This window comes from Methylocella sp. CPCC 101449 (assembly GCF_031921685.1).
In the GTDB taxonomy this organism is placed as follows: Bacteria; Pseudomonadota; Alphaproteobacteria; order Rhizobiales; family Beijerinckiaceae; genus Terripilifer.
This window is the reverse complement of the sequence record NZ_JAPDHU010000003.1, coordinates 598493-623430: the sequence shown is the minus strand read 5'-3', so window position 1 is coordinate 623430 and position 24938 is coordinate 598493. Positions and strand designations below refer to the sequence as shown.

Sequence of the window (24938 nt, the reverse complement as noted above, 5' to 3'; positions counted from 1 at the left end):
TTTTCGAGGCTTTTTCATCGCAATTCCTTGCCTCGTCGTCCTGTTCTGTCTATATCCGGGCTCCCGCATCGCTTACGCCGGCTCGTTTCGGCGATTGAGCTTAAGGAGACGACATGATTTCCGTCACTTTCCCTGACGGCGCGCAGCGCCAATTCGCCCCCGGCACAACAGGTCTCGATATCGCCAAGGGCATTTCGCCCTCGCTGGCCAAGCGCACCGTGGCGATGGCCGTCGATGGCGTGCTCGCCGACCTCGCCGATCCTTTGACCAAGGATGCGAAACTCGAATTCATCAACCGCGACGATCCACGCGCGCTGGAGCTGATCCGGCACGATTGCGCGCACGTGCTTGCCGAAGCGGTGCAGAGCCTGTGGCCGGGCACGCAGGTGACCATCGGCCCGGTCATCGAAAACGGCTTCTATTACGATTTCAGCCGCAACCAGCCGTTCACGCCGGAAGATTTCGCCGCCATCGAAAAGAAGATGCGCGAGATCATCGCCCGGGATGCGCCTTTCACCAAGGAAGTGTGGAGCCGTGACAAGGCGATCAGCTTCTTCGAGGAGAAGGGCGAGGCGTTCAAGGTGGAACTGGTCGAAGCCATTCCGGCCGACCAAGATCTGAAAATCTATAAGCAGGGCGATTGGCTCGATCTGTGCCGCGGCCCGCACATGACCTCGACCGGCAAGATCGGCAGCGCCTTCAAATTGATGAAGGTGGCCGGCGCCTATTGGCGTGGCGATTCCAACAAGCCGATGCTGAGCCGTATTTACGGCACGGCCTTCGCCAAGCAGGACGATCTCGACGCCTATCTGCATCAGCTCGAGGAAGCGGAACGCCGCGACCATCGCCGTCTGGCGCGCGAGATGGACCTGTTCCACTTCCAGGAGGAAGGGCCGGGCGCGATCTTCTGGCATCCGAAGGGCTGGACCCTGTTCCAGACCCTGATGGCCTATATGCGGCGGCGTCTGGCCGGCGATTATGCGGAAGTGAATGCGCCGCAGGTGCTCGACAAGTCGCTGTGGGAAACCTCCGGCCACTGGGGCTGGTATCGCGAAGCCATGTTCATGGCCAAGCCCGCCGGCGATGAAGCGGACGAAGAGCGCATTTATGCGCTGAAGCCGATGAACTGCCCGGGCCATGTGCAGATTTTCAAGCACGGCCTGCGGTCTTATCGCGAACTGCCGATGCGTCTGGCTGAATTCGGCATCGTGCATCGCTACGAGCCGTCAGGTGCCTTGCATGGCGTGATGCGCGTGCGCGCCTTCACCCAGGACGATGCGCATATCTTCTGCACGGAAGAGCAGCTCGCCGAAGAGTGCCTGAAGATCAACGATCTGATCCTGTCGGTCTATCGCGACTTCGGCTTCGACAAGATCGTGGTGAAACTGTCGACCCGGCCGGAGAAACGCGTCGGCACCGATGCCATGTGGGATCATGCCGAAAGCGTGATGATGCGCGTGCTCGACGAGATCAAGGCGCGTCACGGTAACATCGTCACTGTTGCCCTGAACCCGGGCGAAGGCGCGTTCTACGGGCCGAAGTTCGAATATGTGCTGCGTGACGCCATCGGTCGTGACTGGCAGTGCGGTACGACCCAGGTCGACTTCAACCTGCCGGAGCGTTTCGGCGCTTTCTATATCGCCGCCAACGGCGAGAAGACGCCGCCGGTCATGGTGCATCGGGCAATCTGTGGTTCGCTTGAGCGTTTTACGGGCATTCTGATCGAGCATCACGCCGGCCATCTGCCGCTGTGGCTGTCGCCGACGCAGATCGTCGTGGCGACGATCACGCAGGAAGCCGACGACTATGCCATGGAAGTGACGGCGCTGGCGCGTAAGCGCGGCCTGCGCGTCGATCCTGATCTGCGCAACGAAAAGATCAACTACAAGGTGCGCGAGCATTCGCTGGCGAAAATTCCGGTGATGCTCGTCGCCGGTCGCAAGGAAGCGGCGGAACGCACCGTGTCGATCCGCCGGCTCGGCTCGCAGCAGCAAGTGTCGATGTCGCTCGACGAAGCGCTGGCGATGCTCGCCGACGAAGCCATTCCGCCGGATGTGCGTCGCGGCGAGTAATAAGCTCGTCGATCAATTAGCCATGGCGCGATCGAGCGCCATGCGCTGCGCCGGGGTTGGTGCACCGAAATAGCGGGGGCGTTGGCCCTCGCTGGTCAGGGAACCGACGGCGCTCGACGCATCGAGACTGAAGAAGATATGCAGTTCGTTGCCGGCGCAGTCATGCGGCTTGCAGACGTTGGACGCCTGCATCTTGCGTCCGTCGACGGTGACGGTTTTCAGCGGGCCGGCGACGCCGGGGCCGCCTTTGCCGAAAGCAATCAGCCAGCCGGGAATATTCTTCTCGCCCGCCAGCATGGCGGTCCAGGCTTTGCGATAGGCGGGTTTCTTCAGCGCATCGAACAGATATTCATCATCCGCATGCGCGACGCCGGCTCCCAGCACCGCCGCGAGACCAACAGCGAGAGCAAAACGAACAAGCGATTGAGGCATGACGGCCCCGTAGAGAGGTTCAGAAGGCCTTGAAGGTGATGATCGTGCGGGTGTCGACGATGCCCGGGATGGGCTGGACTTTTTCCCCGACGAAGTGACCGATGTCGACATCCTTATCGACATAGAATTTGGCCAGAATGTCGTAATTGCCGGCGATCGAATAGATTTCCGAGGCGATTTCGGCCTCGGCCAGCGCGCTCGCGACCATATAGGTCTTGCCCAGTGCGCATTTGATCTCAACGAAAAAGGTCTGCATTCCTGTCTCCAGCACCGCTGGGGGCTTTCTATAACTATTTCGCCAGCACTTCCACATCCCGGTCGCGCGCCGAGCGCACCTCGAACGTGCTTTGATAGGTCTTGCCGTCGCGACGGGCGATCGCCGCATATTCGCCCTCAGCCAGAACGAGGGAGGGGAAAGCGCCGATCATTTCGCGCAGCACGTCGCCACCCGGCGTCAGCACGGTGAAACTGGTATTGGCCAAAGCCTCGCCGCCCGGCGCATTGACCAGTTTCAGGGTGATCAGCGCGGCGCGATGTTTGAGCGTCGTGACGGTGACCTTGCCCGGCTGAATGCGCAGATCGGCTTCGACGACCGAATTGGTGGCGTTGGCGCTACCGGCGGAGCCGCCGGCTGCGGGGCCTTCCAGATAAGTGGAGACGATGTGATAGGTGCCTTCGGGCAGGCGCACGGTCTGGCCCGGTTTCACGTCGCGGGCGACCAGTTTGGCCTGGGGATTACCGCCATCGGGCACGAAGATCGACAAGGTCAGCCGATCCGGCGGTATTCTCGTGTCGCCGAGCATGCCGACGACACGCAGTCCCCCGGCGTTCAACTGCAACCGTTCACTGACATTGCGCCCATTGATCGTCACCCGGCGGGTGGCGCTGGCGAGCCCCCAGGCGACATGGACGATGTAGTCGCCATTGGGCAGGCTGAAGGTCGGGTTTTCTTCGCGGGCGCTCGCCTGTTCCGGGCGGCTGCCATCATCCTCGGCCCGTTCCCGGAACACCCGCCAAACCAGTCCGGTCGGGGCGGTCTTGGCGTCGCCGGCGAAGCCCGCGGACAGGCTGAGAGAGCCGCCGGACGCGGGCGACTGGCCGCTCGGCAGGCCGGTGCTGGGCGTGGTCTGCGCCGCAACCAATGTCGCCGACGTCAAAAGCGCCAAAAGCGCCAGCCAACGTCGCGTCAGCAAACGTTTTGCACCTTTCATTCGCCTGCGGTCTCCAAAATCGCCCGATATGGGCATTCCCCAATCCGGCCCCGGCGTCAACTCGCGCTCAATTGCGGCCCGGACATGGCGAGGCGTCCATCCGCTGCCCTGGCGCAAGTTGCTCTTTCTGGCCGCCCGGTCCTCCTGTAGAAGGCGTCCAGCCTTTGCAATTTTCACCGGAAACTTTGGAATCGTTATGAATTCGACGATCGATATGCTGAAAAGCCGCCGGTCGGTGCCGCCGCTGGCGATGACTGGCGTTGGACCGGACGGGGGTCAGCTTCAGACCTTGCTGACCGTCGCGTCGCGGGTGCCCGACCATGGCAAGCTCGCGCCCTGGCGCTTCATTATCTATGAGGGCGAGGGGCGGACCCGCGCCGGCGCGGCCATATTGGCGGCCTTCGATGCGGCCAATCCAGGTGTCGACGAGAGCCGGCGGACGCTCGAGCGCCAGCGCTTCAGCTATGCCGCCGTCGTCGTCGGCGTCGTCTCGAAGCCGGTCGTCCATGCCAAAATCCCGGAATGGGAGCAGGTGCTGTCGGCGGGCGCGGTCTGCATGAATCTGACCGTCGCCGCCAATGCCATGGGCTTTGCGACGTCCTGGCTGACGCAGTGGTATTGCTATGACCCGGCGGCATCCGCGGCGCTCGGTCTGCGCGATGGTGAGAAATTCGCCGGTTTCGTGCATATCGGCAGCAGCAATGGCGTGCCGGAGGATCGGCCGCGGCCGGCACTCGACACCATCGTCAGCCGTTTTTGAGCGGAGCCTTTCATGTTTTTCGAGCCGCATAAGCGCGACAAGTCGATCTTCCCGCATGATCCGTTCAAGGCGATGATCGCGCCGCGTCCGGTGGGCTGGATTTCGACGATGAACAAAGCGGGCCAAGTCAATCTGGCGCCCTATTCCTTCTTCAACGCCTTCTGCGATCGGCCTCCCATCGTTGGTTTTTGCAGCGATGGCGAGAAGGATTCGAAAACCTTCGCGGCCGAAAGCGGCGAGTTCGTCTGGAACATGGCGACCTATGCATTGAAGGATCAGGTGAATGCTTCGTCGGCGCCGCTGCCGCGTGGCGAGAGCGAGTTCGTTCATGCGGGGTTGGAAACGGCGCCGTCACAGATCGTCAAGGCGCCGCGCGTCGCGGCGAGCCCCTGCGCGCTCGAATGCAAGGTGACGCAGATTTTCCAGCTGACGAATACGGAAGGCCAAGGCACCGACCGCTGGATGGTGATGGGCCAGGTGGTCGGCATGCATGTCGATGACGATTATATCGGCAATGGCCGCATCGACGTGCTGCGCATGAAGCCCATCGCCCGCTGCGGCTACATGGACTATTCGGCGATCGAAAGCTTCTTCCAGATGCAACGGCCGCCCGGCGCTGGCAATGCGGGCGGTGGCGGTTAGTCACCTCCGTGCCATCCCGGACACGCGCAGCGCGATCCGGGATGACATCGGGGCTCAGCCCCGCCGCCGCAGGGCGCCTTCGATCTCCGTGAAAATCGCTGGGTCGTCGATGGTCGCAGGCATCGACCAGGGATCACCGTCAGCGATCTTCTTCATCGTGCCGCGCAGGATCTTGCCCGAGCGCGTCTTGGGCAGGCGGTCGACGGCAAGCGCGGTGCGAAAAGCGGCGACAGGGCCGATCTTTTCACGCACCAGATTGACCACTTCCTTCTCGATCTCCGCCTTGTCGCGGGCAACGCCTGCCTTCAACACGATGAAGCCGAGGGGCGTCTCGCCCTTGAGATCGTCCTTGGCGCCGATGACGGCGCATTCGGCGACGTCGGGATGGGAGGCGACCACTTCCTCCATGCCACCGGTCGAAAGACGATGGCCAGCGACGTTGATGATGTCGTCGGTGCGGCCCATGACATAGAGATAGCCATCCTCGTCGCGATAGCCCGCATCCGAGGTCTTGTAGAAACCAGGATAGTCCGAGAGATAGCTCTCGCGCATACGTTGATCGTTCTGCCACAAAGTCGGCAGGGCGCCGGGGGCGAGCGGCAGGCGAATGACGATAGAGCCCATCTCGCCATCGGGCACGGGCTTGCTCGCTTCATCGACCACTTGCACGTCCCAGCCGGGCATGGCCACGGTCGGCGAGCCGTATTTCACAGGCAGGAGACCAAGGCCGACCGGATCGGCGGCGATCGGCCAGCCTGTTTCTGTCTGCCACCAGTGATCGATCACCGGCAGATTGAGGATCTTCTCCGCCCATTGCAGGGTTGGCGGATCGGCCCGTTCGCCGGCCAGAAACAGCGTGCGGAATTTCGACAGCTTGTATTTCTTCAAATGCTCGGCGTTCGGATCGTCCTTCTTGATCGCGCGGAAGGCGGTCGGCGCGGTAAAGAGAGCGGCCACGTCATGTTCGGCGATGACGCGCCAATAGGCGCTGGCATCGGGTGTGCCGACGGGCTTGCCTTCGTAGCAGACCGAAGTCGCGCCGTAGATCAGCGGTGCATAGACGATGTAGCTGTGGCCGACGACCCAGCCGACATCGGACGCGGCCCAGAACACTTCGCCTGGCGCGATGCCATAGATGTTCTTCATCGACCAGTTGAGCGCCACCATATGGCCGCCGTTGTCGCGCACCACGCCCTTGGGAATGCCGGTCGTGCCTGAGGTATAGAGAATATAAAGCGGATCGGTGGCGGCTAACTCGACGCAATCGGCCTTTTTGCCGGCGCGCTTGGCTGCTTCGACAGCTTGCGCCCAGTCATGATCGCGACCCGCGATCATCACGGCCTGTTCCTGCGGCCGCTGCAGCATGAGGACGGCATCGGGCTTGTGGCTGGCGAGCTTGATCGCTTCGTCGAGCAGGGGTTTGTATTTGACGATACGGCCAGGCTCGATGCCGCAGGAAGCGGCAAGGATCAGCGTCGGCTGCGCATCGTCGATACGCGTCGCCAGTTCCTTGGCGGCAAAACCGCCAAAGACGACGGAATGAATGGCGCCGATGCGGGCGCAGGCCAACATGGCGATCACCGCTTCCGGTATGGTCGGCATGTAGATGATGACGCGATCGCCTTTGCCCGTGCCGAGATCGGCGATGACAGCGGCGAGCGTGGCGATTTCGTCGCGCAATTCGCGATAGGTATAGGCGCGCTTCGTATTGGTGACGGGACTGTCGTAGATCAGCGCGTTCTGATCGGCGCGGCCACGCTCGACGTGGCGATCGACGGCATTGTAGCAAGTGTTGCACGTGGCGTCGGGAAACCAGCGGCCATAGATGCCGGCCTGCGGATCGAAAATGCGCGTCGGGGGAATGATCCAATCGATGCCGCGCGCCGCTTCGGCCCAAAAGCCTTCCGGATCGTCTTGCCACTCGGCGTAGACTGCGCCGTATCGGCTGGCCATGTTTTCCCTCCGTGTTGTTTGCCGCGTTCCCGCCACACGTTTGCATACCGGGTAACATAGGGCGTTGACCATTGAAATCTCGGCAACAATGGCGAGCGCTGGAGGATGCGCCACCCGTCAACAAAATCTTAGGCAAAACGGTGCAGTTTCGGCTGTCGGCGGTGCCGGCGCCGGACCCGGATCATGCTCGAACATCTGCGCACGGGCGACTGGCTGACCCGGGAACGGGTCCGCATCATCGCTTTCACCTTATTGGCGTTTTACGTCGCCGCGATGGCTTTTCTGTTCGCAACCTCGAACGGGCGTGTGGATCGTTTCGATCGCCCGCTGGGCACTGATTATTCGCAGGTCTGGACGGCGGGGCGTTTCGTGCTCGAAGGCCATCCGGAAAAGCCGTTTGACAACGCGGCGCATGAACGTCGCCAGCAACAGTATTTTTCGCCGACATCGGGTTTCTTTCACTGGGGCTATCCGCCCTATTTCCTCGTCGTCGCGGCGGTCTTCGCTTTGCTGCCCTATGCCTTGTCGCTGCTGCTGTGGCAGGCCTCGACCTTTCTTTTATATCTTCTGGCGATACGGCGCATCGCGCCACTCCAGGACGGCTTGTTGCTGGCGGCGGCTTTTCCCGCCGTGTTCGTCAATGTCAGTCATGGACACAACGGCTTTCTCAGTGCCGGCTTGATGGCCCTGGCCTTGTTGGCGTTGGAGCGGCGGCCGCTCGTTGCCGGCATCCTGTTCGGTCTGCTCGCCTATAAGCCGCAATTTGGTCTGCTCATTCCGGTGGCGCTTCTCGCCGGCGGTCATTGGCGGGCGGTCGTTGCCGCGGGCGTAACGATCGTCGTGATGACGCTGGGCACGCTGTGGGCTTTCGGCTGGGAGACCTGGCGCGGCTTCTTCGACATGATGCATTTCTCGCGCGTCGTCGTGTCCGAACAGGGCGCGACGGGCTGGTATAAAATTCAGACGATCTTCTCGGCGGCGCGCATGTGGGGCGGTTCGATTCCGCTCGCCTATGGTGCGCAAGCGCTCTCCACTTTGGGGTGTGCCGCCATCGTCGCCTGGATGTGGTTCACCCAAGTCGATCGCCGGCTGGCGGCGGCGGCCTTGCTGACCGGCGCGCTGCTCTCGACACCTTACGCACTCGACTATGACATGGTTCTGCTGGGCCCGGCGCTGGCTTTCGTCGTCGCCTATGGGCTCGAAAAGGGGTTCCGGCCTTGGGAGAAAACCGCGCTCGCCGTGGTTTGGGCCATCCCCTTGCTGGCGCGCACGTTGACCTTGGCGACGTTCGTTCCCGTCGGGCAGATCGTGATGATCGCTTTCATGGCGATGATCTTCAGCCGTGCGTGGGCGGAACGGGATGCTGAACGGAGTGTCGAAAAGCAGCGTCTCGTTGCCGAGATCGGTGCATTCTCGATCGTCGGCGCGATCGGCTTTGCCGTCGATGCGGGACTGACCTTGCTCTTTGCCAAAGGGCTTGGTTTCTCCGGTTATGCGGCGCGCGTGCCGGCGATGATGATCGCCGTCGCGGTGACCTGGTGGCTCAATCGAATCTGGACGTTTCGATCACGTGATCCGCGCCTGCTGCGCGAATTCCTGCGCTACGTGCTGGCCAATCTGTTCACGGCCGCCTGCAATCTGGGCATTTACGCGGTGGTGCTGTGGGGCGCGAGCCGGATGGGTTTCGAACAATCGGGCGGTGCGATTTTCGCTGCGCTGGTGGTCGGTTCTGGTGCGGCGGCGGTCGCCAATTTCATTCTCTCGAAATATTTCTCTTTCGCCAAAGATGGCGATCCCGCTCAAGAGGCGAAGCCCCGGATGGCGCCGTCGCCCGATCCGTTGCGCTGACCCTGTTCAGCCGCGGACATTCTTTCTATAAAGACACAGGCATTTTCGGCGGTGACGGCGCTGAATCCCACAGCGATCGAGGCGTCGCATCGAATGATCACGGACTGGCATTTTTATGCGGCGGCCATACCGGGCACGATCCTGCTCGGTCTCGGCAAAGGCGGTTTCGCCGGGATCGGCATGCTCGCTCTGCCTCTGCTGTCGCTGGTGATGCCGCCGCTGCAGGCCGCTGCGATCTTGCTGCCTATCCTGATGGTGCAGGATATCGTCGGCGTCTGGGCCTTCCGGCGTGATGTTTCCGCCGCGCATCTGAAGCAGCTCTTTCCGGGTGGCATGTTCGGCATGCTGATCGGCTATTTCACCGCATCGTGGGTGTCGACGGGGTTCGTTCTCTTGCTGGTGGGTTTGATCGGCGCGGTGTTCGCGCTCTATCAGTTCCTGCGTTCGCCGCCGGCCGGTGCCGCGCCGCAGCAGCCCGGCGTGGTCGTGACATCGTTCTGGTCGCTCATCTGCGGTTTCACCAGTTTCATCGCCAATGCTGGCGGACCACCCTTCCAAGTGGTGATGCTGCCGCAGAAGCTGCCGCCGCGACTTTATGCCGGCACCCAGGCGGTTTTCTTCGCCGTCATCAATTATGTGAAATTCGTCGGCTTCATTCACCTCGGCCAAGTGTCGATGGCCAATTTGACGACCTCGGCGGTGCTGTTTCCGTTGGCGATCCTGGCGACCTTGGGCGGCGTCTGGCTGGTCAAGCGTGTATCGGCCGATAGTTTCTATCGCGTCGTCGTCACATTGACCTTTGTCGTCGGTTTGAAGTTGACCTGGGACGGCCTGCGACAGCTCGGTCTTTTCTAGAAGCTTACACCGTTTCACTTATCTGGCGTATCCGTCTCGACGCCGGCTTCCGACAATTCGCTGAGCAGGCGATCGGCGATTGCGCTTTGCATGCCCATGCGTTCGAAGCCACTGCGCAAATCGCCGGCGAACAATGGAAAGGATCTTTCCAGCGCGTTTTTCAATTCCTGTTTGGCGGCGATGTCGCCACGCCGATGCGCGGCGAGAATGCTGGCAAGCAGGGCATAGGGATGGCGCGATGTCGCCGAAGCGCGGCCCCAAGTCTGCATTTCGTTGCGATCATCGTTCATCAATGCGGCGACGAAGAAATAAAAGGAATAGTCGTCTCGCAGCAGTTCGTTCTGCGCAATGGCGGCGTTGAGAAGGGACAGGCCTTCGCTGATCTGGCCCATCAGGATGTGCACGGCGCCTCTCTGCGCCAGGGCGTAGGCTGCGATGGGGTTGAGGTCGATGGCTTTCTGAATGCTTTCCTCAAAACCCTGCTGGTTGCCCATGAGGAATTGCACAAGGGCCATGGCGACATGGGGACGGGTGTGCTGCGAGTCGCTGGCGACGGCGCGACGGGCCGAGACCATCGCATCGGCCAGAGTGTAGCTGCTGTCGGGCCCATTGACCTTGGTGACATAATCGTCGGCGATCAGCATCGCGCGTAGCGCGGCGCCGGTGGCGAAGTCCGGCCGGGTGACGAGCGCGATGTCGAGACAGCTCAGTGTGTCGCGGAAATTCGTTTGCGTCCGGTCCTGAAAATATTCGAAGGCCTTGATGACGCAATAGAACGGACGTCGTGCGCCGCTGTCGGGGCGGGTCCGGTTGCGGTAGTCGGAGAAGATCAATCCATAGGGGCGGGAAATCGCCAGTCCGATATCGGAAGGGCGTCGCTCGCCATCGAAGGATTTTGGATCGAGCGCGAAATCGCGCAGATTACGCGACCAGATCAGTTCGCCGCTGGCAACATGGGTGACGCGAACCCGCAGCGTCGCGACGCTGCTGTTGCTGGCCTCTACCGCCAGATCGACCCGGTAGTCGACGCGGGTGGCGCCATTGCCGATCCGTTCGATGATGGAAATATCGTCGGCGCGTTCGAATTCGTGCTCGATGGAATCTTTGATGCGCTGCCCCAGGCGCGCCAGCCCGGGATCGGTGGTTTCGCGCAAGGCGACCGCGATGGTCGGCTCGACCGGGCGGAAACTGTCGGTGGATTCCGGGAGATCAGTGTCGGCGAAGCGCGGCAGGCTGGGGGCGTTTGCTTCGGGCGCACGGTCCAACTGCTGCCAGACGACGAAAACCGCGAGACCCGTCAGCAGGATGGCGGCGGCTGCGAGGGTGGACCACAGGCCGATCGAACGGCGGGGTACGGGCGGGAAGCTGCGCCGCAGGGATGCGGGATCGTTTCCGCTCGGTCGACCGTCGGAGGCGCGATTGTCGGGCCGGAAATCGTCCAGACCAGCGCGGGACGGGGCGGGGTCGGGCGGTTCGCGGCGGATGAATTCCGGGACATAGCGCCCCTTCGGGATCCGGATTTCGATCGGCGCGTCGCGGCCGTTCTCGCGAAAATAGCGCTCGAGCATCCGGCGCAGGCGGGTGGCTTCGACACGGACGATGGAATTGGCCTGCGGGTCGAACGTATCGTCCCGGCCATAGACGGTGACGGCGATGCTGAACGCTTTGAGCCGGTCGGCCCGCCCCTCCAGGGTCTCGGTGACGATGAACTTGAGGAAGGCGCTCAAACGGCCCGACGCCTTAAAATCATCCTGCGCCAAGATATCGCGCAGCGAAGATTCGATCTGCTGCTGCTCGATCTCGGAGAAAGGAGGGCGCTGAGGGGAACTTTCCGACATTCTAATCTAATGTAGCACGTTAGTTCATCGTATAGCGTAGCATGGGGTAAACCAAAGCAAAATGAGCCTTTTAATTTAGCGCCATGTAACGTCCGCCACCGTTTCGCCGCCACTAGCAGGTGAATAACGTCATGGGCTTAGGTAAACTCCTGATATTATAGCACACTTTCTCCAGTTAGCGCGGACGATCCGCGTCGGGAGACGACTTATGCTGCAGAGCTGCTCCAAGGCCATCGACATGGCCAGCGATCATCTGGATCGCGCCGCGCAGGAAATGGCGCATGCGGTGGCCGCTCTGAAAAGCGTCACCGAGGCTGCCAGCGGGGATCACCGCGACCAGGCGCGGATGATTGGCGAAATGGCCAATGCTCAGGTCGAGATGGCGGCCGGTCTGGCCCTGCTCGTGCGGCACCTGCCGGCAGGGAAGGTCGACTATCTGCTCAGCAAGCTGGCGCTGCCGACGCTCACTCAGGAACATCAGCACTAAATCAGTCCCTCGAGGCCAATCGTTGCCTGGAACCGGCTTCGTGCCGGGTGAGCCGAGCGCGTGGGCGCTCGGCTTTGAGCCGTTTGGCCAACCTGCCGACATCGACATTCACCCGCCCGGTCAACCTAGGGGTTGGCCGGGTTCGCTCATCTGATGGCAGGTGAATATTTCTGTCGGAGGGGTTAGTGAACGGCGATGCGGCCTTGGGCGCGCAGTTTCTCGATTTCGTCCCGGAGCTTTAGTTTTTTGCGTTTCAGTTCCGCGGTTTTAAGAGGGTCGGAGGCTGGGCTTAGGCGGGAGGTCTCGATCTGTCTTTCGAGCGCCGAGTGGCGGCGTTCCAATTCAGCGATGTGACTTGCCACTGTCATCCTGCATCTCCTTTCGGTGTTGCGGACATAAAAGTGTGCCACAAAACGGAGAAGCCTCAAGCGGATTTCTGTCGTCTATCCTTCACATTTGGTGAAAGGCGCGACGAAACCCACCAGGTAAACGAATGCGCGCATTGCAAGCCTTGTATAGGTCAATATCATTGAACTGTTTGTCGGCTAAGCGTGCAATGTCGGCGATTCGTGTTCCCGCGGGTGTTGAAAAGAAATGTCGATCAGACTGAGTGAAGAAGAGCGCGCCGCATTTATGGCAGAGCTTGAGCGACTGCGGGAAGAACATCGCGATCTGGATGCAGCCATTGCCGCGTTGCAGGCGGTTGGGACGGTCGATCAATTGCAGGTGCAGCGTTTGAAGAAGCGCAAATTGCTGCTGCGCGATCGCATTCAGGTGGTCGAGGATCAGTTGACGCCTGATATCATCGCCTGATGCCTTTGGCCGGCGTGGCTTGCGAGGCCGCGCCGCTTCGTCTATCTCCGCCAACTTTGCTTATGTTCGCCAGCCTTGCCCGATAAGGGGAAATCCAGTGAGTCAGACCTCCGCTCCGGTCGCCATCATCATGGGAAGCCAGTCCGACTGGGAAACCATGCGTCACGCTGCCGAGACGCTGGAGGCGCTGGGTATTGGCTTCGAAGCCCGTATCGTTTCAGCGCATCGCACCCCCGATCGGCTGGTGGCCTTCGCCAAAGGCGCGCGCGAGGCTGGATTCAAGGTGATTATCGCGGGAGCGGGCGGCGCGGCGCATCTGCCGGGGATGGCCGCCTCGATGACGCCGCTGCCGGTTTTCGGCGTGCCTGTGGAATCGAAGGCCCTTTCCGGCATGGATTCTCTTCTGTCGATCGTGCAAATGCCGGCCGGTATCCCGGTCGGAACCCTGGCGATCGGCCGGGCTGGCGCCGTCAATGCGGCGCTGCTGGCCGCCGCCGTTCTCAGCCTGCAGGACAAGGCCCTCGCTGGCCGCCTCGATGCCTGGCGCGCGGCCCAGAGCAGCAGCGTAGCGGAAAAGCCGAGCGGAAACTGATTGGATGGCCATTTCACACACGCCGCTTCCGCCTGTCGCACCGGGCGCTACCGTTGGAATTCTGGGATCGGGCCAGCTTGGACGCATGCTGGCGCTGGCGGCGGCCAATCTCGGGCTGAAAACCCATATTTTCGCGCCGGATCGCGGTCCGGCCTGCGACGTCTCGACCTTCATGACCATCGCCCCTTATGAGGACGAGCAGGCTCTCGCAGCCTTCGCCGAAGCGGTCGCGGTGGTGACCTATGAATTCGAGAACGTACCGGCGGCGACCGCTGCTTTCCTGTCGGCGCGGTTGCCGGTTCTGCCCGATGCCTTGGCACTCGCCACCACCCAGGATCGGCTGGTGGAGAAGGATTTCCTGAACAAGATCGGTATTGCGACGGCGCCCTATAAGGCGGTCGACGATGCCGGCAGCCTGGCGCGCGCCGTGGCACAAATCGGGCGTCCTTCGATTCTGAAAACCCGCCGTTTCGGCTATGACGGCAAGGGCCAGGCGGTGGTGCGCGAGGGCGCGGACCTCGCCAGCGTGTTCCGTGGCTTGGGCGGCCACGCCTGCATTCTCGAGGGCACGGTGCCGTTTGTGCGCGAAGTCTCTGTGATCGCCGCGCGCGGCCGGGATGGCTCGTTCGCGGCCTGGGACGTCTGCGAAAACGAGCACGAGCATCATATTCTGTCGCGCACTCTGGTGCCGGCGCGGATCGCCGCCACCACTGCCCATCAGGCGACCGAAATCACCCGCCGTATCGTCGATGCGCTGGGCTATGTCGGGGTAATCGCGGTCGAAATGTTCGTGGTCGAGGACAAGCGTTCGGGCACGGAAGGCCTGATCGTCAATGAAATCGCGCCGCGTGTGCACAATTCCGGCCATTGGACGATCGATGGTGCGGTGACGTCGCAGTTCGCGCAGCATATCCGGGCGATCTGCGGCTGGCCGCTGGGCTCGCCACGCCGGCACGGGCGCATCGAAATGCGCAATCTGATCGGTGAGGATATCCACCTGTGGCGCGATATTCTGGGCGATGGGGCGGCGGGCTTGCATATTTACGGCAAGCACGAAGCGCGCAGCGGCCGCAAAATGGGCCATGTGACCCGGGTTTTGCCGGAGGAATCGGCGGAATAGGCCTTGAAAGGCTACGTCCAAGCTCTTGAGGCTGAAAAATCTGCGATTTTGCGGAGGTTCAGCCTGGATGTGCTGGACAGGGCAGGTCGATTCTGCTACTTCGCGGCCCACGGTACGGCGCCTTCGTCGCGCCGACAAAGATTTTTTCCCATTTTCCGGGGCGGAAGCACAGTCTGCCGTCCCATAGAACAGGATCGACGCGTGCAAGTTCTCGTTCGCGACAACAATGTTGACCAAGCCCTCAAGGCGCTGAAGAAGAAGATGCAGCGCGAGGGTATTTTCCGTGAGATGAAGCTCCGCGGCCACTATGAAAAGCCGTCGGAAAAGCGCGCTCGCGAAAAGGCTGAGGCCGTTCGTCGCGCCCGTAAGCTCGCCCGCAAGAAAATGCAGCGTGAAGGCCTCATTCCGATGAAGCCGAAGCCCGCGATGGGCATGCGCTGATACGGTTAGCGGCGCGTTAAGAATTTTCGCGTTTTTGTAGCAGGCGCCCGTGGGAACTCCCCTTCGGGCGCCGCCGCATTTAAAGGTTAATTTTGCCGGGCTCCGTCGCTATTTTGCTGGTGTGCCCAGGTTGAGTGCGCCACGCCGCTGAAAGAATGCGGCCGGCAAAGACGTGAGTGCCAAATATGAATCTTCGCGCCGTTTCGCTGGACCGCCTGCCCGGGGTGGGTTTTGTCATGATCGCCTCGGTTCTGTCGTTGGCCCTTGCCGGATGCGAAAGCGTTGGCGGATTCGGGTCTCGCGGCGGCGTGTCGCCTTCGACCGAGATCAGTGAAGATTGCGCCGCGATCCAGACCAATGTCGCCTCGCTGACCGACGTGGTGCAGCGCAATCCCAACGATGCGCAGGCTTACAACACGCGCGGCGCGGCTTATGCCAAGTGCGGTCGCTACCAGGAAGCGATCAACGATTTCAGCAGCGCCATCAAGGTCGATCCGCAAAACGCTCCGGCCTATACCAATCGCGGCCTGGCTTATCAGCGCATCGGCCGCAACGACCAGGCGCAGCAGGATTTCACCCGCGCCATCGAAGCCAATCCGCGCCATGCGCCAGCTTATCTCGCCCGCGCCAATCTGCTGCGCTCGCAGAATCAGCTCGATCAAGCGATGAGCGATCTCAACCAGGCGATTCGCCTCAATCCGGAACAGGCGCAGGCTTTCCATGCGCGCGGCCTGATCTATCAGCGCAACGGCGATCATGCCCGCGCCATCACCGATTTCGACAATGCGATCGATCGCGATCCATTCAACGCGCCGCCGTATCAGGCGCGCGGCCAGAGCCTGACCGTCGTCGGCAAATACGACGCGGCGATCGAGGATTTCAACGCGGCGCTCAACATCAACAACAGCAATGCCGATGCCTGGGCCGGCCTCGGCCTCGCTTACGAGCGCAAGGGCGATCGCACCAAGGCGCAGGAAAGCTATGCGCGCGCTCTCGCGGTCAATCCGAACAATCAGTTCGCCAGGGAAGGTCAGTCGCGCGTCGGTCGCGGTTGATCCGAGCGGGCTGCTGGTAATTTCGCGCCGTCGTATAAAATTTTAGCGATCGCTTTTATCTGAATTGCGCGACGTTCGACGATCCTGCGCGTATGTCTTTTAATCTCAATCAGATGCGTGCGCGTGTCATCGTCGCGCCCTCATTCCATACGTCGTTCGGTCCGTTCCGAATGCTTGAGGCTGTGCCCTGGTTGATGCTCGCTTCGAGCATGCGCTTTGTTGCCTATGGCATGCCGGGCATTCTAGCCCTGATAGCGCTTTTCATTGCAAATGTTGCACTCTGTCTGGCGTTGCTTGTTGCAGCGCAGCGGATGATCGAACTTTCCAATGGGACAATAGATATCGATCGCTTGTCGTTTCGCGAACGCAGCAAGCTGGCGCTCGCTGTCGTTATACGCGTCATAGGTCTGTCGATCGTTGCCGCCGTCGCCGCCTTTCTCGTCAAGTTCGGTCCTTTTGCCGTGCAGATGATTGGCGGATTCGATGGTATCGCGTTCGATCAACCGACCAAGATGGGCATGGTGTGGAGCAGCTTCCTTGCCTGCCTTGTCTTGGTGATGGTGGTTTGCGCGCGTCGCGACGGTGGCAAACCGTCCCTGCGTGGAGCGCTCCTAGAATTGTTGCAGCGTGCCGTCTGGCTGGTTCCTGCGATTGTCGTCACCGCGCTTCTGCAGATAGGCCTATCATCCGTTCAAGGCGTAGTGCGCGTAACGATCCTGCAGTTGTATTTCGATCCGTCGATTCCGCCGAGTATGTGGCAGCGACTTGGATATTTCGGTTTCGTATTCGGCTTCGCGACCCTCAGACTGTGGGTCACGTTGGCCGTTCTGATTTTTGCGCTTCGCGAATCCTATCGAAGGTCCGTTCGCGCTTGAGGATTCACTAGTGATCGTGGATCAGGCGCCGATTTTACACTTGCGATAAAGCTCAAGCCTACAGGACCGTGCCGTCTGGCCGCCACGACTTGCTGGAATGACCCAGCGATGGCGTGAGTTCTGCGCCGCATAAATGGCGAAGACATCCGCGTAGCATTCAGCTTTCTCGGCGAAATGGCCACGTCGCATGGCGTTCGCCGACCTCTCGCGCCGTCAGTGCATTGGCGGGCGCAGTCAGAGCCAGCAGCGTTGCCATAAAGGTGGGTGTCAGAACCGAGCGCATGAGGCCCTCTCCCTCTGCTGTCGAGGGCGCAGGCTAACACCGGCTCACAGGCGCTACAATTTATCGACCTACGACCTGATCGATCCACGCCAGCGTGCGCGCCATGACATCGGGTATCGCCAGAACCAGATGGCCGCGCCCCGGCACGCGTATGAATTCTTTCGGTTCAGGCGCTAAAGCAAAGAGTTTTTCGCCAAAGCGGATCGGCACGACGCGGTCCTGGTCGCCGTGCATGACGAGCAAAGGGACTTTGATTTTGCCGATCAGCAGATCCGAACGGAATGGATCTACCAGCAGCAGGGACACTGGAAACATCCAGTAGCGATCTGCGGCCACGTCGCGGATCGACGAATAGGGCGCGTCGAGAATCAATCCCGCGGCGGCCTGTCGTGTGGCGAGCATGATGGCGGGGCCGGTGCCAAGGGATTCACCGATGATGATGAGCCGCTGCGGTGAACCGGCGAGCGCCAAGGCCGAGGCATAGGCGGCTTCCGCATCGCGCATCAGTCCGTCTTCGCTGGGTTCACCCGTCGAGCCGCCATAACCGCGCCAATCGATGGCGAGCAAGCCGTTACCGTTGGCCGTCAGGGCGGCGAAACGCGCGACACGGCCCGTGAGATTGCCGGCATTGCCGTGCAGGTAGAGCAGGACCCGTTTGCCCTCCGCCGGCGGGACGACCCAGGCGTTCAGGGTTTCGCGATCGGCGGTGAGGATCTGCTGGCTGACGGCGCGGGGCAAAGCTGCGGGCACTTCGGCGATCGTCACGTCGGGCCGATAGAGCAATTGCCGTTGGTTGAAATAAAGAACGGCGGCCGCCCCGAGATAGGCGACCGCCGCGAGATAGCAAAGATATCGGAGCCAACGCATCATCGGTCGGCTCGCTTATGCTTAGTGCCCGAGGGCCTTGACGATGTTTTCGACCATCTTCTTCGCGTCGGCGAAAAGCATCATCGTATTGTCCTTGAAGAACAGCTCGTTCTCGACGCCGGCATAGCCCGAGCCCATGCCACGCTTGATGAACAGAACGGTCTTTGCCTTTTCCACGTCGAGGATCGGCATGCCGAAGATCGGCGACTTCGGATCGGTCTTGGCCGACGGGTTGGTCACGTCATTGGCGCCGATGACGAAGGCGACGTCGGCCTGGGCGAATTCCGAGTTGATGTCTTCCAGCTCGAACACTTCGTCGTAAGGCACGTTGGCTTCGGCCAAGAGCACGTTCATGTGGCCCGGCATGCGGCCGGCGACCGGATGGATGGCGTAGGACACATCGACGCCTTCCTTCTTCAGAAGGTCGGCCATTTCGCGCAGAGCGTGTTGTGCCTGCGCCACCGCCATGCCGTAGCCCGGCACGATGATGACCTTGCCGGCATTCTTCATGATGTAAGCAGCATCTTCCGCCGAGCCCTGCTTGACGGGCCGGGTTTCGACCGCGCCAGCGGCGGCGGCATCCGTCTCGCCACCGAAGCCGCCGAGGATGACGGAGATGAACGAGCGGTTCATGCCCTTGCACATGATGTAGGACAGGATGGCACCCGAAGAGCCGACCAGCGCGCCGGTGATGATCAGCGCCAGATTGCCCAGCGTGAAGCCGATGCCCGCGGCCGCCCAGCCGGAATAAGAGTTGAGCATCGACACGACGACGGGCATGTCGGCGCCGCCGATCGGGATGATCAGCAGCACGCCGAGGGCGAAGGCGGCGAGCACGATCAGCCAGAAGGCGGTGTGGCTCTCGGTCGCCATGAAAATGCCGATCAGGATGATCGTCGCGGCGGCCAGCGCAATGTTGATCACATGGCGCTGCGGCAACATGATCGGCTTGCCCGACATGCGGCCGTCGAGCTTGGCGAAGGCGATGATCGAACCGGTGAAGGTGATCGCACCGATGGCCGCGCCCAGCGACATTTCAACGAGGCTGGCGCCGTGAATGGAGCCGACCGAACCGATGCCGAAAGCCTGCGGCGCATAGAGGGCGCCGGCGGCGACGAGCACGGCGGCGAGGCCGACGAGCGCGTGGAAGAAGGCGACCAACTGCGGCATGTCGGTCATCTTCACGGTGCGGGCGCGCCAGGCGCCGATGCCACCGCCGATGGCGATGCCGAGGATGACCAGCACCCAGGCCGACAGGCCCGAGGGGATCTTGTAGGCGAGCGTCGTCACGACCGCGAGGCCCATGCCGATCATGCCGAAGAGATTGCCCTGGCGCGAGGTGGCGGGTGACGACAGGCCGCGCAGCGACAGGATGAAGAGGATGCCAGAGATCAGATAAAGAAGCGTGGCGAGGTTGGCGTTCATAACCGGCTCACCCCTTCTTCTTGTACATGGACAGCATGCGCTCGGTGACGAGGAAGCCGCCGAAGATGTTCACGCAGGCAAGGATCAGCGCGACGAAGCCGAAGACGCGGGCCCAGAGCGGGCCGTCGTCGCCGGGGGTCGAAGCATCGACGCCGACCGAGAGCAGGGCGCCGACGACGATGACCGAGGAAATGGCGTTGGTCACCGACATCAAAGGCGTGTGCAGTGCCGGCGTCACCGACCAGACGACATAATAGCCGACGAAGACGGCCATGACGAAGACGGCGAGACGGAACACGAAGGGATCGATGGCGCCACCCGAGGCTGCATGGGCGGCACTGCCGGCAGCGGCGGAGAGGGTGTCGGCATAATTCTGCGCGGCGGCGGTGACGGCGTCGATGAACTGCTTGCTTGCTTCGTTGGCCATGATTCAGTCCTCACGCCTTCGGCTGGAAATTCGGATGAACGACGGCGCCGTCCCGCGTCAGCAGGGTCGCCTTGACGAGTTCGTCGTCCCAATTGATCGCCAGGGTCTTCTTCTCCTTGTCGATCATGGTTTCGACGAAGGCGAAGAGGTTCTTGGCATAGAGGCTCGACGCGGTGGCAGCGAGGCGGCCTGGCACATTGAGATGGCCGACGATCTTGACGCCGTTGTCGGTGATGTAAACCTCACCGGGCTTCGCCAGTTCGCAATTGCCGCCACGCTCGACCGCAAGATCGACGATCACGGAGCCGGGACGCATGGAGCGCACCATGTCGGCTGTGATCAGTTTCGGCGCGGGCCGGCCGGGAATGAGTGCCGTGGTGATGACGATGTCCTGTTTGGCGATATGGCTGGCGGTGAGCGCTGCCTGTTTCGCCTGGTATTCCTTGGACATTTCCTTGGCGTAGCCGCCGGCCGTCTGGGCCTGCTGGAATTCCTCGTCCTCGACGGCGAGGAATTTCGCACCGAGCGATTCCACCTGCTCCTTCGTCGCCGGCCGCACGTCGGTGGCGGTGACGATGGCGCCGAGGCGTCGGGCGGTGGCGATGGCCTGCAGACCGGCGACGCCGACGCCCATGATGAAGATGCGCGCCGCCGGCACGGTGCCGGCCGCCGTCATCATCATCGGCAGGGCGCGGCCATATTCGCCAGCGCCGTCGATGACGGCGCGATAGCCGGCGAGGTTGGCTTGCGACGACAGCACGTCCATGACCTGCGCGCGGGTGATGCGCGGCATGAATTCCATGGCGAAAGCATCGACACCGGCATCGGCCATGCTCTTCAGCGCGGCTTCATTGCCGTAAGGGTCCATGGTGGCGATGACTACGGCACCCTTCGGCATCTGCGCCAGCACCTCAGCCGACGGGCGACGCACGCCGAGCACGATTTCGGCGCCGCTCAGCGTGTCGGCCAGGGACGTGGCGATCTTGGCGCCGGCTGTCTCGAATTCGCTGTCGGGAATGCCGGCTTTGGTGCCCGCTCCACTCTGCACGGTTACCGTGGCGCCGAGGGCGATGAATTTTTTCACCGTTTCCGGCGTGGCCGCGACACGCGTCTCATTGCCTTCGGTTTCGATTGGAACAGCAATGCGCATGCAACGCTCCAGGGTTCGTGACGATCAGGCAGCCGCGCTCATGGTTTTGGAACGGCGGGTGCAGGGCGTGGAGAAGGGAGGCGGGCAAACTGCGTGCATCTGCAAACTTTGCCCGCGTCGGAGAGGCGCTTAGAGCAGCGTGACGGCCATGAAAACGAGGACGGCGATGCAGAAGATCGTGCCGACCTTGGCGAGCGTCAGAAACAGCGCATAGGTCTTTTCGTGTTCGGCGTAATCCATGTCCGGATGTCCGGTCGTTTCGACGTTGTTGTTGGCCATCATTTCCTCAATCAAACTGAAAAAGCCCCGTTCGATGTAGCTGAATTGTGGCGGGCGGGCAATTGTCGGAGCCATCATTGGCCGCGACGGATTGTGCGCAACGCCACCGTAAGCTTGTCAGTATAAAGTGCCCATTTTCCTGGGTTTTGGGACTAGCTTTGTATCTGGCCGTTCACGGCGACCGCCACTCGATACAACGACAAACGAAAAGGCCAGCGCTGTAAGCGCTGGCCCGAGATGGAATCGCGAATAAATGAGGCGCGGTGTCAGTGGTGCTGATGGCCTTCGTGACCGCCGCTCATTCCACCGCCTGCGGGCGCTGCCGACGCGCCGATAGGGCTCACCGCCCATTGCAGATTGAGCGTGCCGGCCTTCTCGAACACCAAGGTGCCAGAGACAGGCTTGCCTTCGGCGATCGGTGCCGTCAGTCCGGTGAACATCAGGTGATAGCCGCCGGGCTTCAGTTCGACCGTCGCGCCCGGCGCGATGTCGAGGCCCTTCGGCAGTTGCCGCATGCGCATCATGCCGTTGTCCATGGACATTTCATGCACCTCGACCTTGCCGGCACCCGGGAAGGTGCCGCCAACGAGGCGGTCGGTCTCGGTGCCGGTGTTGGTGATGGTGAGATAGCCGCCGCCCACAGGGGCACCCTTCGGCGTAGCGCGTGTCCAGGGCGTGACCACCTTGATGGCGCCGACGGTGAATTCGCTCTTAGCATCCGTCTGCGCCATCGCCGTGGCGGCGACGCGCACCATGGGCGCGGCTGCGTTCACGCGCTCCGAGCCCTTCGGGATGTCGGTCCAGTTCGCCGTACCGCGCTCGCATTCCTGTACGGCGGGGAAATAGAGCTTGGTGCCGTCGGCGAGATCGGGCGCGACGGTGCCGACGAAGATGAATTCGTCATAGTTGTCGTCGGGCAGTTTGCCGCTCCAGACGATTTCCTTGACGCCTTGCGACACGGGCGTGCCGTGATCCTGGTAGGTCTTGGCATAGGCGCCCTTGGTGGTTGAGAGTTCCCAGCCGGCCTTCGGCATCGGCTTCACCGAATAAAGTCCTTCCGGAATGGTGAGGCGCACTTTCAACGTGGCGGTGCCGTCGCAGCCGTGCGGCACTCTGAGAACGCCGCGATAGCTGGCGCCGGCCTTGGCTTCGCGTTGTTGCAGGGTGGCATGGGCATGCGCGGTGGCGGTGAGGGCGAGCGTGCAGAGTGCGGCCATCGCCGCCTTGGTGTGAAACGTGGTCATCAGATCGATCCTTGCAATGGAAACCATCCGCCGATGCGGACGTGTGAGGTTTCAGGCGATGTGATCGATCAACGGTGGCCCGCGCACAGGCGCGCCTTCGCGCCCGCCCGAGACGGCCAAAAGAAGCGGCAGAGGGTGGCTGACTTCGGCGCCCAAAACGGCCAAGCGACGGGGCGGCTGATAGGCGGGTGCCGGCGGCGGCGAAGCGACGAAGTGAAAACAGGAAACCGGGCAGAGCGACGATGAGTCATGGCCGGTGCGCAAGGGCGGCGGATCGCCCGGGTGGCCTGACCACTCGGACAGGCAGAGCACGCCGACGCCGGAGGGCAGGGTGGAGGCAGCGGCCGAACGCACCACCGCATCGACGAAGCCCATGCTCAGCATCGCATGGACGGCCAGAATGGCCAGTCCAAGGCGCAGGGATGTCAGTTTGAATGCGAAAGCGCGGCGCATGGCGGGCATTCCCGCCACGCTCCCGTCCGCGCGTCAAGCGCGGGCGGGGTCATTTCAAGCAGCTTTGATGTCGCAGCGTGATATTACCGGGCGAATTTCTTATATTTCAGGCGCTTCGGAATGATGCTGTCGGCGCCCAGACGACGCTTTTTGTCTTCCTCGTAGTCCTGGAAATTACCCTCGAACCATTCCACATGGCTGTCGCCCTCGAAGGCCAGCATGTGAGTGGCGATACGGTCGAGAAAGAAGCGATCATGCGAGATGATGACGGCGCAACCGGCGAATTCGGTCAGCGCTTCTTCCAGGGCGCGCAGGGTGTCGACGTCGAGATCGTTGGTCGGTTCGTCGAGCAGCAGGACATTGGCGCCGCTCTTCAGCATTTTGGCGAGATGGACGCGGTTGCGCTCACCGCCCGACAGCATGCCGACCTTCTTCTGCTGATCCGGCCCCTTGAAGTTGAAGGTCGAGCAGTAGCCGCGTGAATTGATCTCGCGCTTGCCGAGATAGATGATGTCGTTGCCGCCGGAGATTTCCTCCCAGACGGTCTTCTTGTCGTCCAAGCTGTCGCGCGACTGGTCGACATAACCGAGCTGCACGCTCTCGCCGATGGTGACCGTGCCGGAATCCGGCTTGTCCTGACCGGTGATCATGCGGAACAGCGTCGTCTTACCGGCGCCGTTCGGGCCGATGACGCCGACGATGCCGCCCGGCGGCAGTTTAAACGATAGATCGTCGATCAACAGCTTGTCGCCAAAACCCTTCGACAGGTTCTGGAAATCGATGACATTGTTGCCGAGGCGTTCGGCCACCGGAATGACGATCTGCGCGGTTGTCGGCGCCTTGTCGTTCTGCTTGGCGAGCAGTTCCTCATAGCGCTGGATACGCGCCTTGCTCTTGGCTTGGCGGGCGCGCGGCGAGGAGGCAATCCACTCGGATTCGGCTTCCAACGCGCGCTGACGTGCCTTGTCTTCGCTGCTCTCCTGCGCCAGACGCTTCTGCTTTTGCTGCAACCAGGCGGAGTAATTGCCTTCGTAGGGAATGCCCTTGCCGCGATCGAGTTCGAGAATCCAGCCCGTCACGTTGTCGAGGAAGTAGCGATCGTGGGTGACGATCAGGATGGCGCCGGGATAGTCGCGCAGATGGCCTTCGAGCCAATTGACGGTTTCGGCGTCGAGATGGTTGGTCGGTTCGTCGAGCAGCAGCAGCTCCGGCTTTTCCAAGAGCAGCCTACACAGTGCGACGCGGCGGCGCTCACCGCCCGAGAGGTTTTCGACGTTCCAGTCGTCCGGCGGGCAGCCGAGCGCGTCCATCGCCTGTTCGACCTGGCTGTCGAGATCCCATAGGCCCTGCGCCTCTATCTCGTCCTGCAACCGCGTCATTTCGTCGGCGGTTTCGTCGGAATAGTTCATCGCCAGTTCGTTGTAGCGATCGAGAATGTCCTTCTTGGCTTTCACGCCGAGCATGACGTTGCCGCGCACGTCGAGCGACGGGTCGAGCTGCGGTTCCTGCGGCAGGTAGCCGACCTTGGCGCCTTCGGCGACCCAGCCGTCGCCGGTGAATTCGGTGTCGATGCCGGCCATGATGCGCAGCAGGGTCGATTTACCGGAGCCGTTGACGCCGAGCACGCCGATCTTGGCGTCCGGGTAGAACGACAGATGGATGTTTTCGAGGACCTTCTTGCCGCCCGGCCACGTCTTATTGAGGCCTTGCATGTGATAGATGAATTGGCGCGCCATGGCGTCACATCCTCATAAAAACTCATGGGAGATTGGGCTGCCTTGTAGCCGCGCGACGTGCCGGGGTCTAGCTATCCTTA

General features: G+C 61.9%; 26 protein-coding genes. 12 read left to right on the top strand and 14 right to left on the bottom strand.

Translation table 11 applies throughout. The annotated features are described in order from the left end of the window. Positions 1-113: 113 nt before the first annotated feature. On the top strand, positions 114-2072 hold the full coding sequence (gene thrS, locus OIM99_RS23120) for a threonine--tRNA ligase (RefSeq protein WP_311852837.1): 1959 nt from the start codon (positions 114-116) through the stop codon (positions 2070-2072). Between the two features lie 12 nt (positions 2073-2084). Here thrS and OIM99_RS23115 read toward each other — a convergent pair whose 3' ends face one another. From OIM99_RS23115 to OIM99_RS23105, 3 genes are read right to left on the bottom strand one after another with little or no spacing between them, the layout of a single operon-like run. Next, positions 2085-2504 carry an Ivy family c-type lysozyme inhibitor gene (locus OIM99_RS23115; RefSeq protein WP_311852836.1) on the bottom strand — a complete coding sequence of 140 codons (420 nt, stop codon included), beginning with the start codon at positions 2502-2504 and terminating at the stop codon, positions 2085-2087. Positions 2505-2523: 19 nt separating this feature from the next. Then, entirely contained in the window at positions 2524-2760 is a 237-nt protein-coding gene (locus OIM99_RS23110; protein ID WP_090707893.1) for an Lrp/AsnC family transcriptional regulator, read from the bottom strand. Positions 2761-2794: 34 nt separating this feature from the next. After that, positions 2795-3715, bottom strand: a complete 921-nt coding sequence (locus OIM99_RS23105) for a hypothetical protein (protein WP_311852835.1) — start codon at positions 3713-3715, stop codon at positions 2795-2797. Positions 3716-3911: 196 nt separating this feature from the next. Here OIM99_RS23105 and OIM99_RS23100 point away from each other — a divergent pair, with 196 nt between their 5' ends. Both OIM99_RS23100 and OIM99_RS23095 read left to right on the top strand, forming a co-directional pair. Further along, the gene (locus tag OIM99_RS23100) at positions 3912-4475 is read left to right on the top strand and encodes a nitroreductase (protein WP_311852834.1); all 564 of its coding nucleotides are present in this window, start codon (positions 3912-3914) and stop codon (positions 4473-4475) included. Positions 4476-4487: 12 nt separating this feature from the next. Next, a complete protein-coding gene (locus tag OIM99_RS23095; protein WP_311852833.1) occupies positions 4488-5117 on the top strand; it encodes a flavin reductase family protein in 630 nt (209 codons plus the stop codon). A 54-nt stretch (positions 5118-5171) separates the two neighbouring features. Here OIM99_RS23095 and OIM99_RS23090 read toward each other — a convergent pair whose 3' ends face one another. Next, a complete protein-coding gene (locus tag OIM99_RS23090; RefSeq protein WP_311852832.1) occupies positions 5172-7070 on the bottom strand; it encodes a propionyl-CoA synthetase in 1899 nt (632 codons plus the stop codon). A gap of 183 nt (positions 7071-7253) precedes the next feature. Between OIM99_RS23090 and OIM99_RS23085 the strand changes: the two genes are divergently transcribed. Further along, positions 7254-8918, top strand: coding sequence for a glycosyltransferase 87 family protein (locus OIM99_RS23085; protein WP_311852831.1), 1665 nt, complete (start codon positions 7254-7256; stop codon positions 8916-8918). 93 nt (positions 8919-9011) lie between these two features. After that, entirely contained in the window at positions 9012-9773 is a 762-nt protein-coding gene (locus OIM99_RS23080) for a sulfite exporter TauE/SafE family protein (RefSeq protein ID WP_311852830.1), read from the top strand. 14 nt (positions 9774-9787) lie between these two features. Here the strand turns inward: OIM99_RS23080 and OIM99_RS23075 are convergent, their stop codons facing one another. After that, positions 9788-11611, bottom strand: a complete 1824-nt coding sequence (locus OIM99_RS23075) for a hypothetical protein (protein ID WP_311852829.1) — start codon at positions 11609-11611, stop codon at positions 9788-9790. A gap of 208 nt (positions 11612-11819) precedes the next feature. Between OIM99_RS23075 and OIM99_RS23070 the strand changes: the two genes are divergently transcribed. Beyond that, positions 11820-12098 carry a hypothetical protein gene (locus tag OIM99_RS23070; protein WP_311852828.1) on the top strand — a complete coding sequence of 93 codons (279 nt, stop codon included), beginning with the start codon at positions 11820-11822 and terminating at the stop codon, positions 12096-12098. A gap of 182 nt (positions 12099-12280) precedes the next feature. Here the strand turns inward: OIM99_RS23070 and OIM99_RS23065 are convergent, their stop codons facing one another. Then, positions 12281-12466, bottom strand: coding sequence for a YdcH family protein (locus OIM99_RS23065; RefSeq protein WP_311852827.1), 186 nt, complete (start codon positions 12464-12466; stop codon positions 12281-12283). 226 nt (positions 12467-12692) lie between these two features. On the opposite strand from OIM99_RS23065, the gene OIM99_RS23060 reads away from it, so the two are divergent. The 6 genes from OIM99_RS23060 to OIM99_RS23035 all read left to right on the top strand — a co-directional run bounded on the left by OIM99_RS23060 (position 12693) and on the right by OIM99_RS23035 (position 16994). Next, the gene (locus OIM99_RS23060; RefSeq protein WP_311852826.1) at positions 12693-12911 is read left to right on the top strand and encodes a DUF465 domain-containing protein; all 219 of its coding nucleotides are present in this window, start codon (positions 12693-12695) and stop codon (positions 12909-12911) included. A 130-nt stretch (positions 12912-13041) separates the two neighbouring features. Then, entirely contained in the window at positions 13042-13503 is a 462-nt protein-coding gene (gene purE, locus OIM99_RS23055) for a 5-(carboxyamino)imidazole ribonucleotide mutase (protein WP_311853158.1), read from the top strand. A 4-nt stretch (positions 13504-13507) separates the two neighbouring features. After that, positions 13508-14623, top strand: coding sequence for a 5-(carboxyamino)imidazole ribonucleotide synthase (locus tag OIM99_RS23050; RefSeq protein ID WP_311852825.1), 1116 nt, complete (start codon positions 13508-13510; stop codon positions 14621-14623). A 201-nt stretch (positions 14624-14824) separates the two neighbouring features. Then, the gene (rpsU, locus tag OIM99_RS23045; RefSeq protein WP_409371562.1) at positions 14825-15064 is read left to right on the top strand and encodes a 30S ribosomal protein S21; all 240 of its coding nucleotides are present in this window, start codon (positions 14825-14827) and stop codon (positions 15062-15064) included. 185 nt (positions 15065-15249) lie between these two features. Next, complete coding sequence (locus tag OIM99_RS23040) at positions 15250-16119, top strand: tetratricopeptide repeat protein (RefSeq protein ID WP_311852824.1); 870 nt, start codon at positions 15250-15252, stop codon at positions 16117-16119. Positions 16120-16211: 92 nt separating this feature from the next. Then, positions 16212-16994 (top strand): hypothetical protein, encoded by a 783-nt coding sequence (locus tag OIM99_RS23035; RefSeq protein ID WP_311852823.1) that lies wholly within the window; start codon positions 16212-16214, stop codon positions 16992-16994. A 343-nt stretch (positions 16995-17337) separates the two neighbouring features. Here OIM99_RS23035 and OIM99_RS23030 read toward each other — a convergent pair whose 3' ends face one another. The 8 genes from OIM99_RS23030 to ettA all read right to left on the bottom strand — a co-directional run bounded on the left by OIM99_RS23030 (position 17338) and on the right by ettA (position 24858). After that, complete coding sequence (locus tag OIM99_RS23030; RefSeq protein WP_311852822.1) at positions 17338-18147, bottom strand: alpha/beta hydrolase; 810 nt, start codon at positions 18145-18147, stop codon at positions 17338-17340. Between the two features lie 18 nt (positions 18148-18165). Next, positions 18166-19569 carry an NAD(P)(+) transhydrogenase (Re/Si-specific) subunit beta gene (locus OIM99_RS23025; RefSeq protein ID WP_311852821.1) on the bottom strand — a complete coding sequence of 468 codons (1404 nt, stop codon included), beginning with the start codon at positions 19567-19569 and terminating at the stop codon, positions 18166-18168. A gap of 7 nt (positions 19570-19576) precedes the next feature. After that, complete coding sequence (locus OIM99_RS23020; protein ID WP_311852820.1) at positions 19577-19996, bottom strand: NAD(P) transhydrogenase subunit alpha; 420 nt, start codon at positions 19994-19996, stop codon at positions 19577-19579. Positions 19997-20006: 10 nt separating this feature from the next. Beyond that, positions 20007-21146 (bottom strand): Re/Si-specific NAD(P)(+) transhydrogenase subunit alpha, encoded by a 1140-nt coding sequence (locus tag OIM99_RS23015; protein ID WP_311852819.1) that lies wholly within the window; start codon positions 21144-21146, stop codon positions 20007-20009. Positions 21147-21275: 129 nt separating this feature from the next. Continuing rightward, a complete protein-coding gene (locus OIM99_RS23010; protein ID WP_311852818.1) occupies positions 21276-21425 on the bottom strand; it encodes an aa3-type cytochrome c oxidase subunit IV in 150 nt (49 codons plus the stop codon). A gap of 266 nt (positions 21426-21691) precedes the next feature. Beyond that, positions 21692-22669: a DUF1775 domain-containing protein gene (locus tag OIM99_RS23005; protein WP_311852817.1), complete on the bottom strand. Its 978-nt coding sequence runs from the start codon at positions 22667-22669 to the stop codon at positions 21692-21694. Between the two features lie 51 nt (positions 22670-22720). After that, complete coding sequence (locus OIM99_RS23000; protein WP_311852816.1) at positions 22721-23122, bottom strand: hypothetical protein; 402 nt, start codon at positions 23120-23122, stop codon at positions 22721-22723. 83 nt (positions 23123-23205) lie between these two features. Continuing rightward, positions 23206-24858, bottom strand: a complete 1653-nt coding sequence (gene ettA, locus OIM99_RS22995) for an energy-dependent translational throttle protein EttA (RefSeq protein ID WP_311852815.1) — start codon at positions 24856-24858, stop codon at positions 23206-23208. Positions 24859-24938 lie beyond the last annotated feature (80 nt).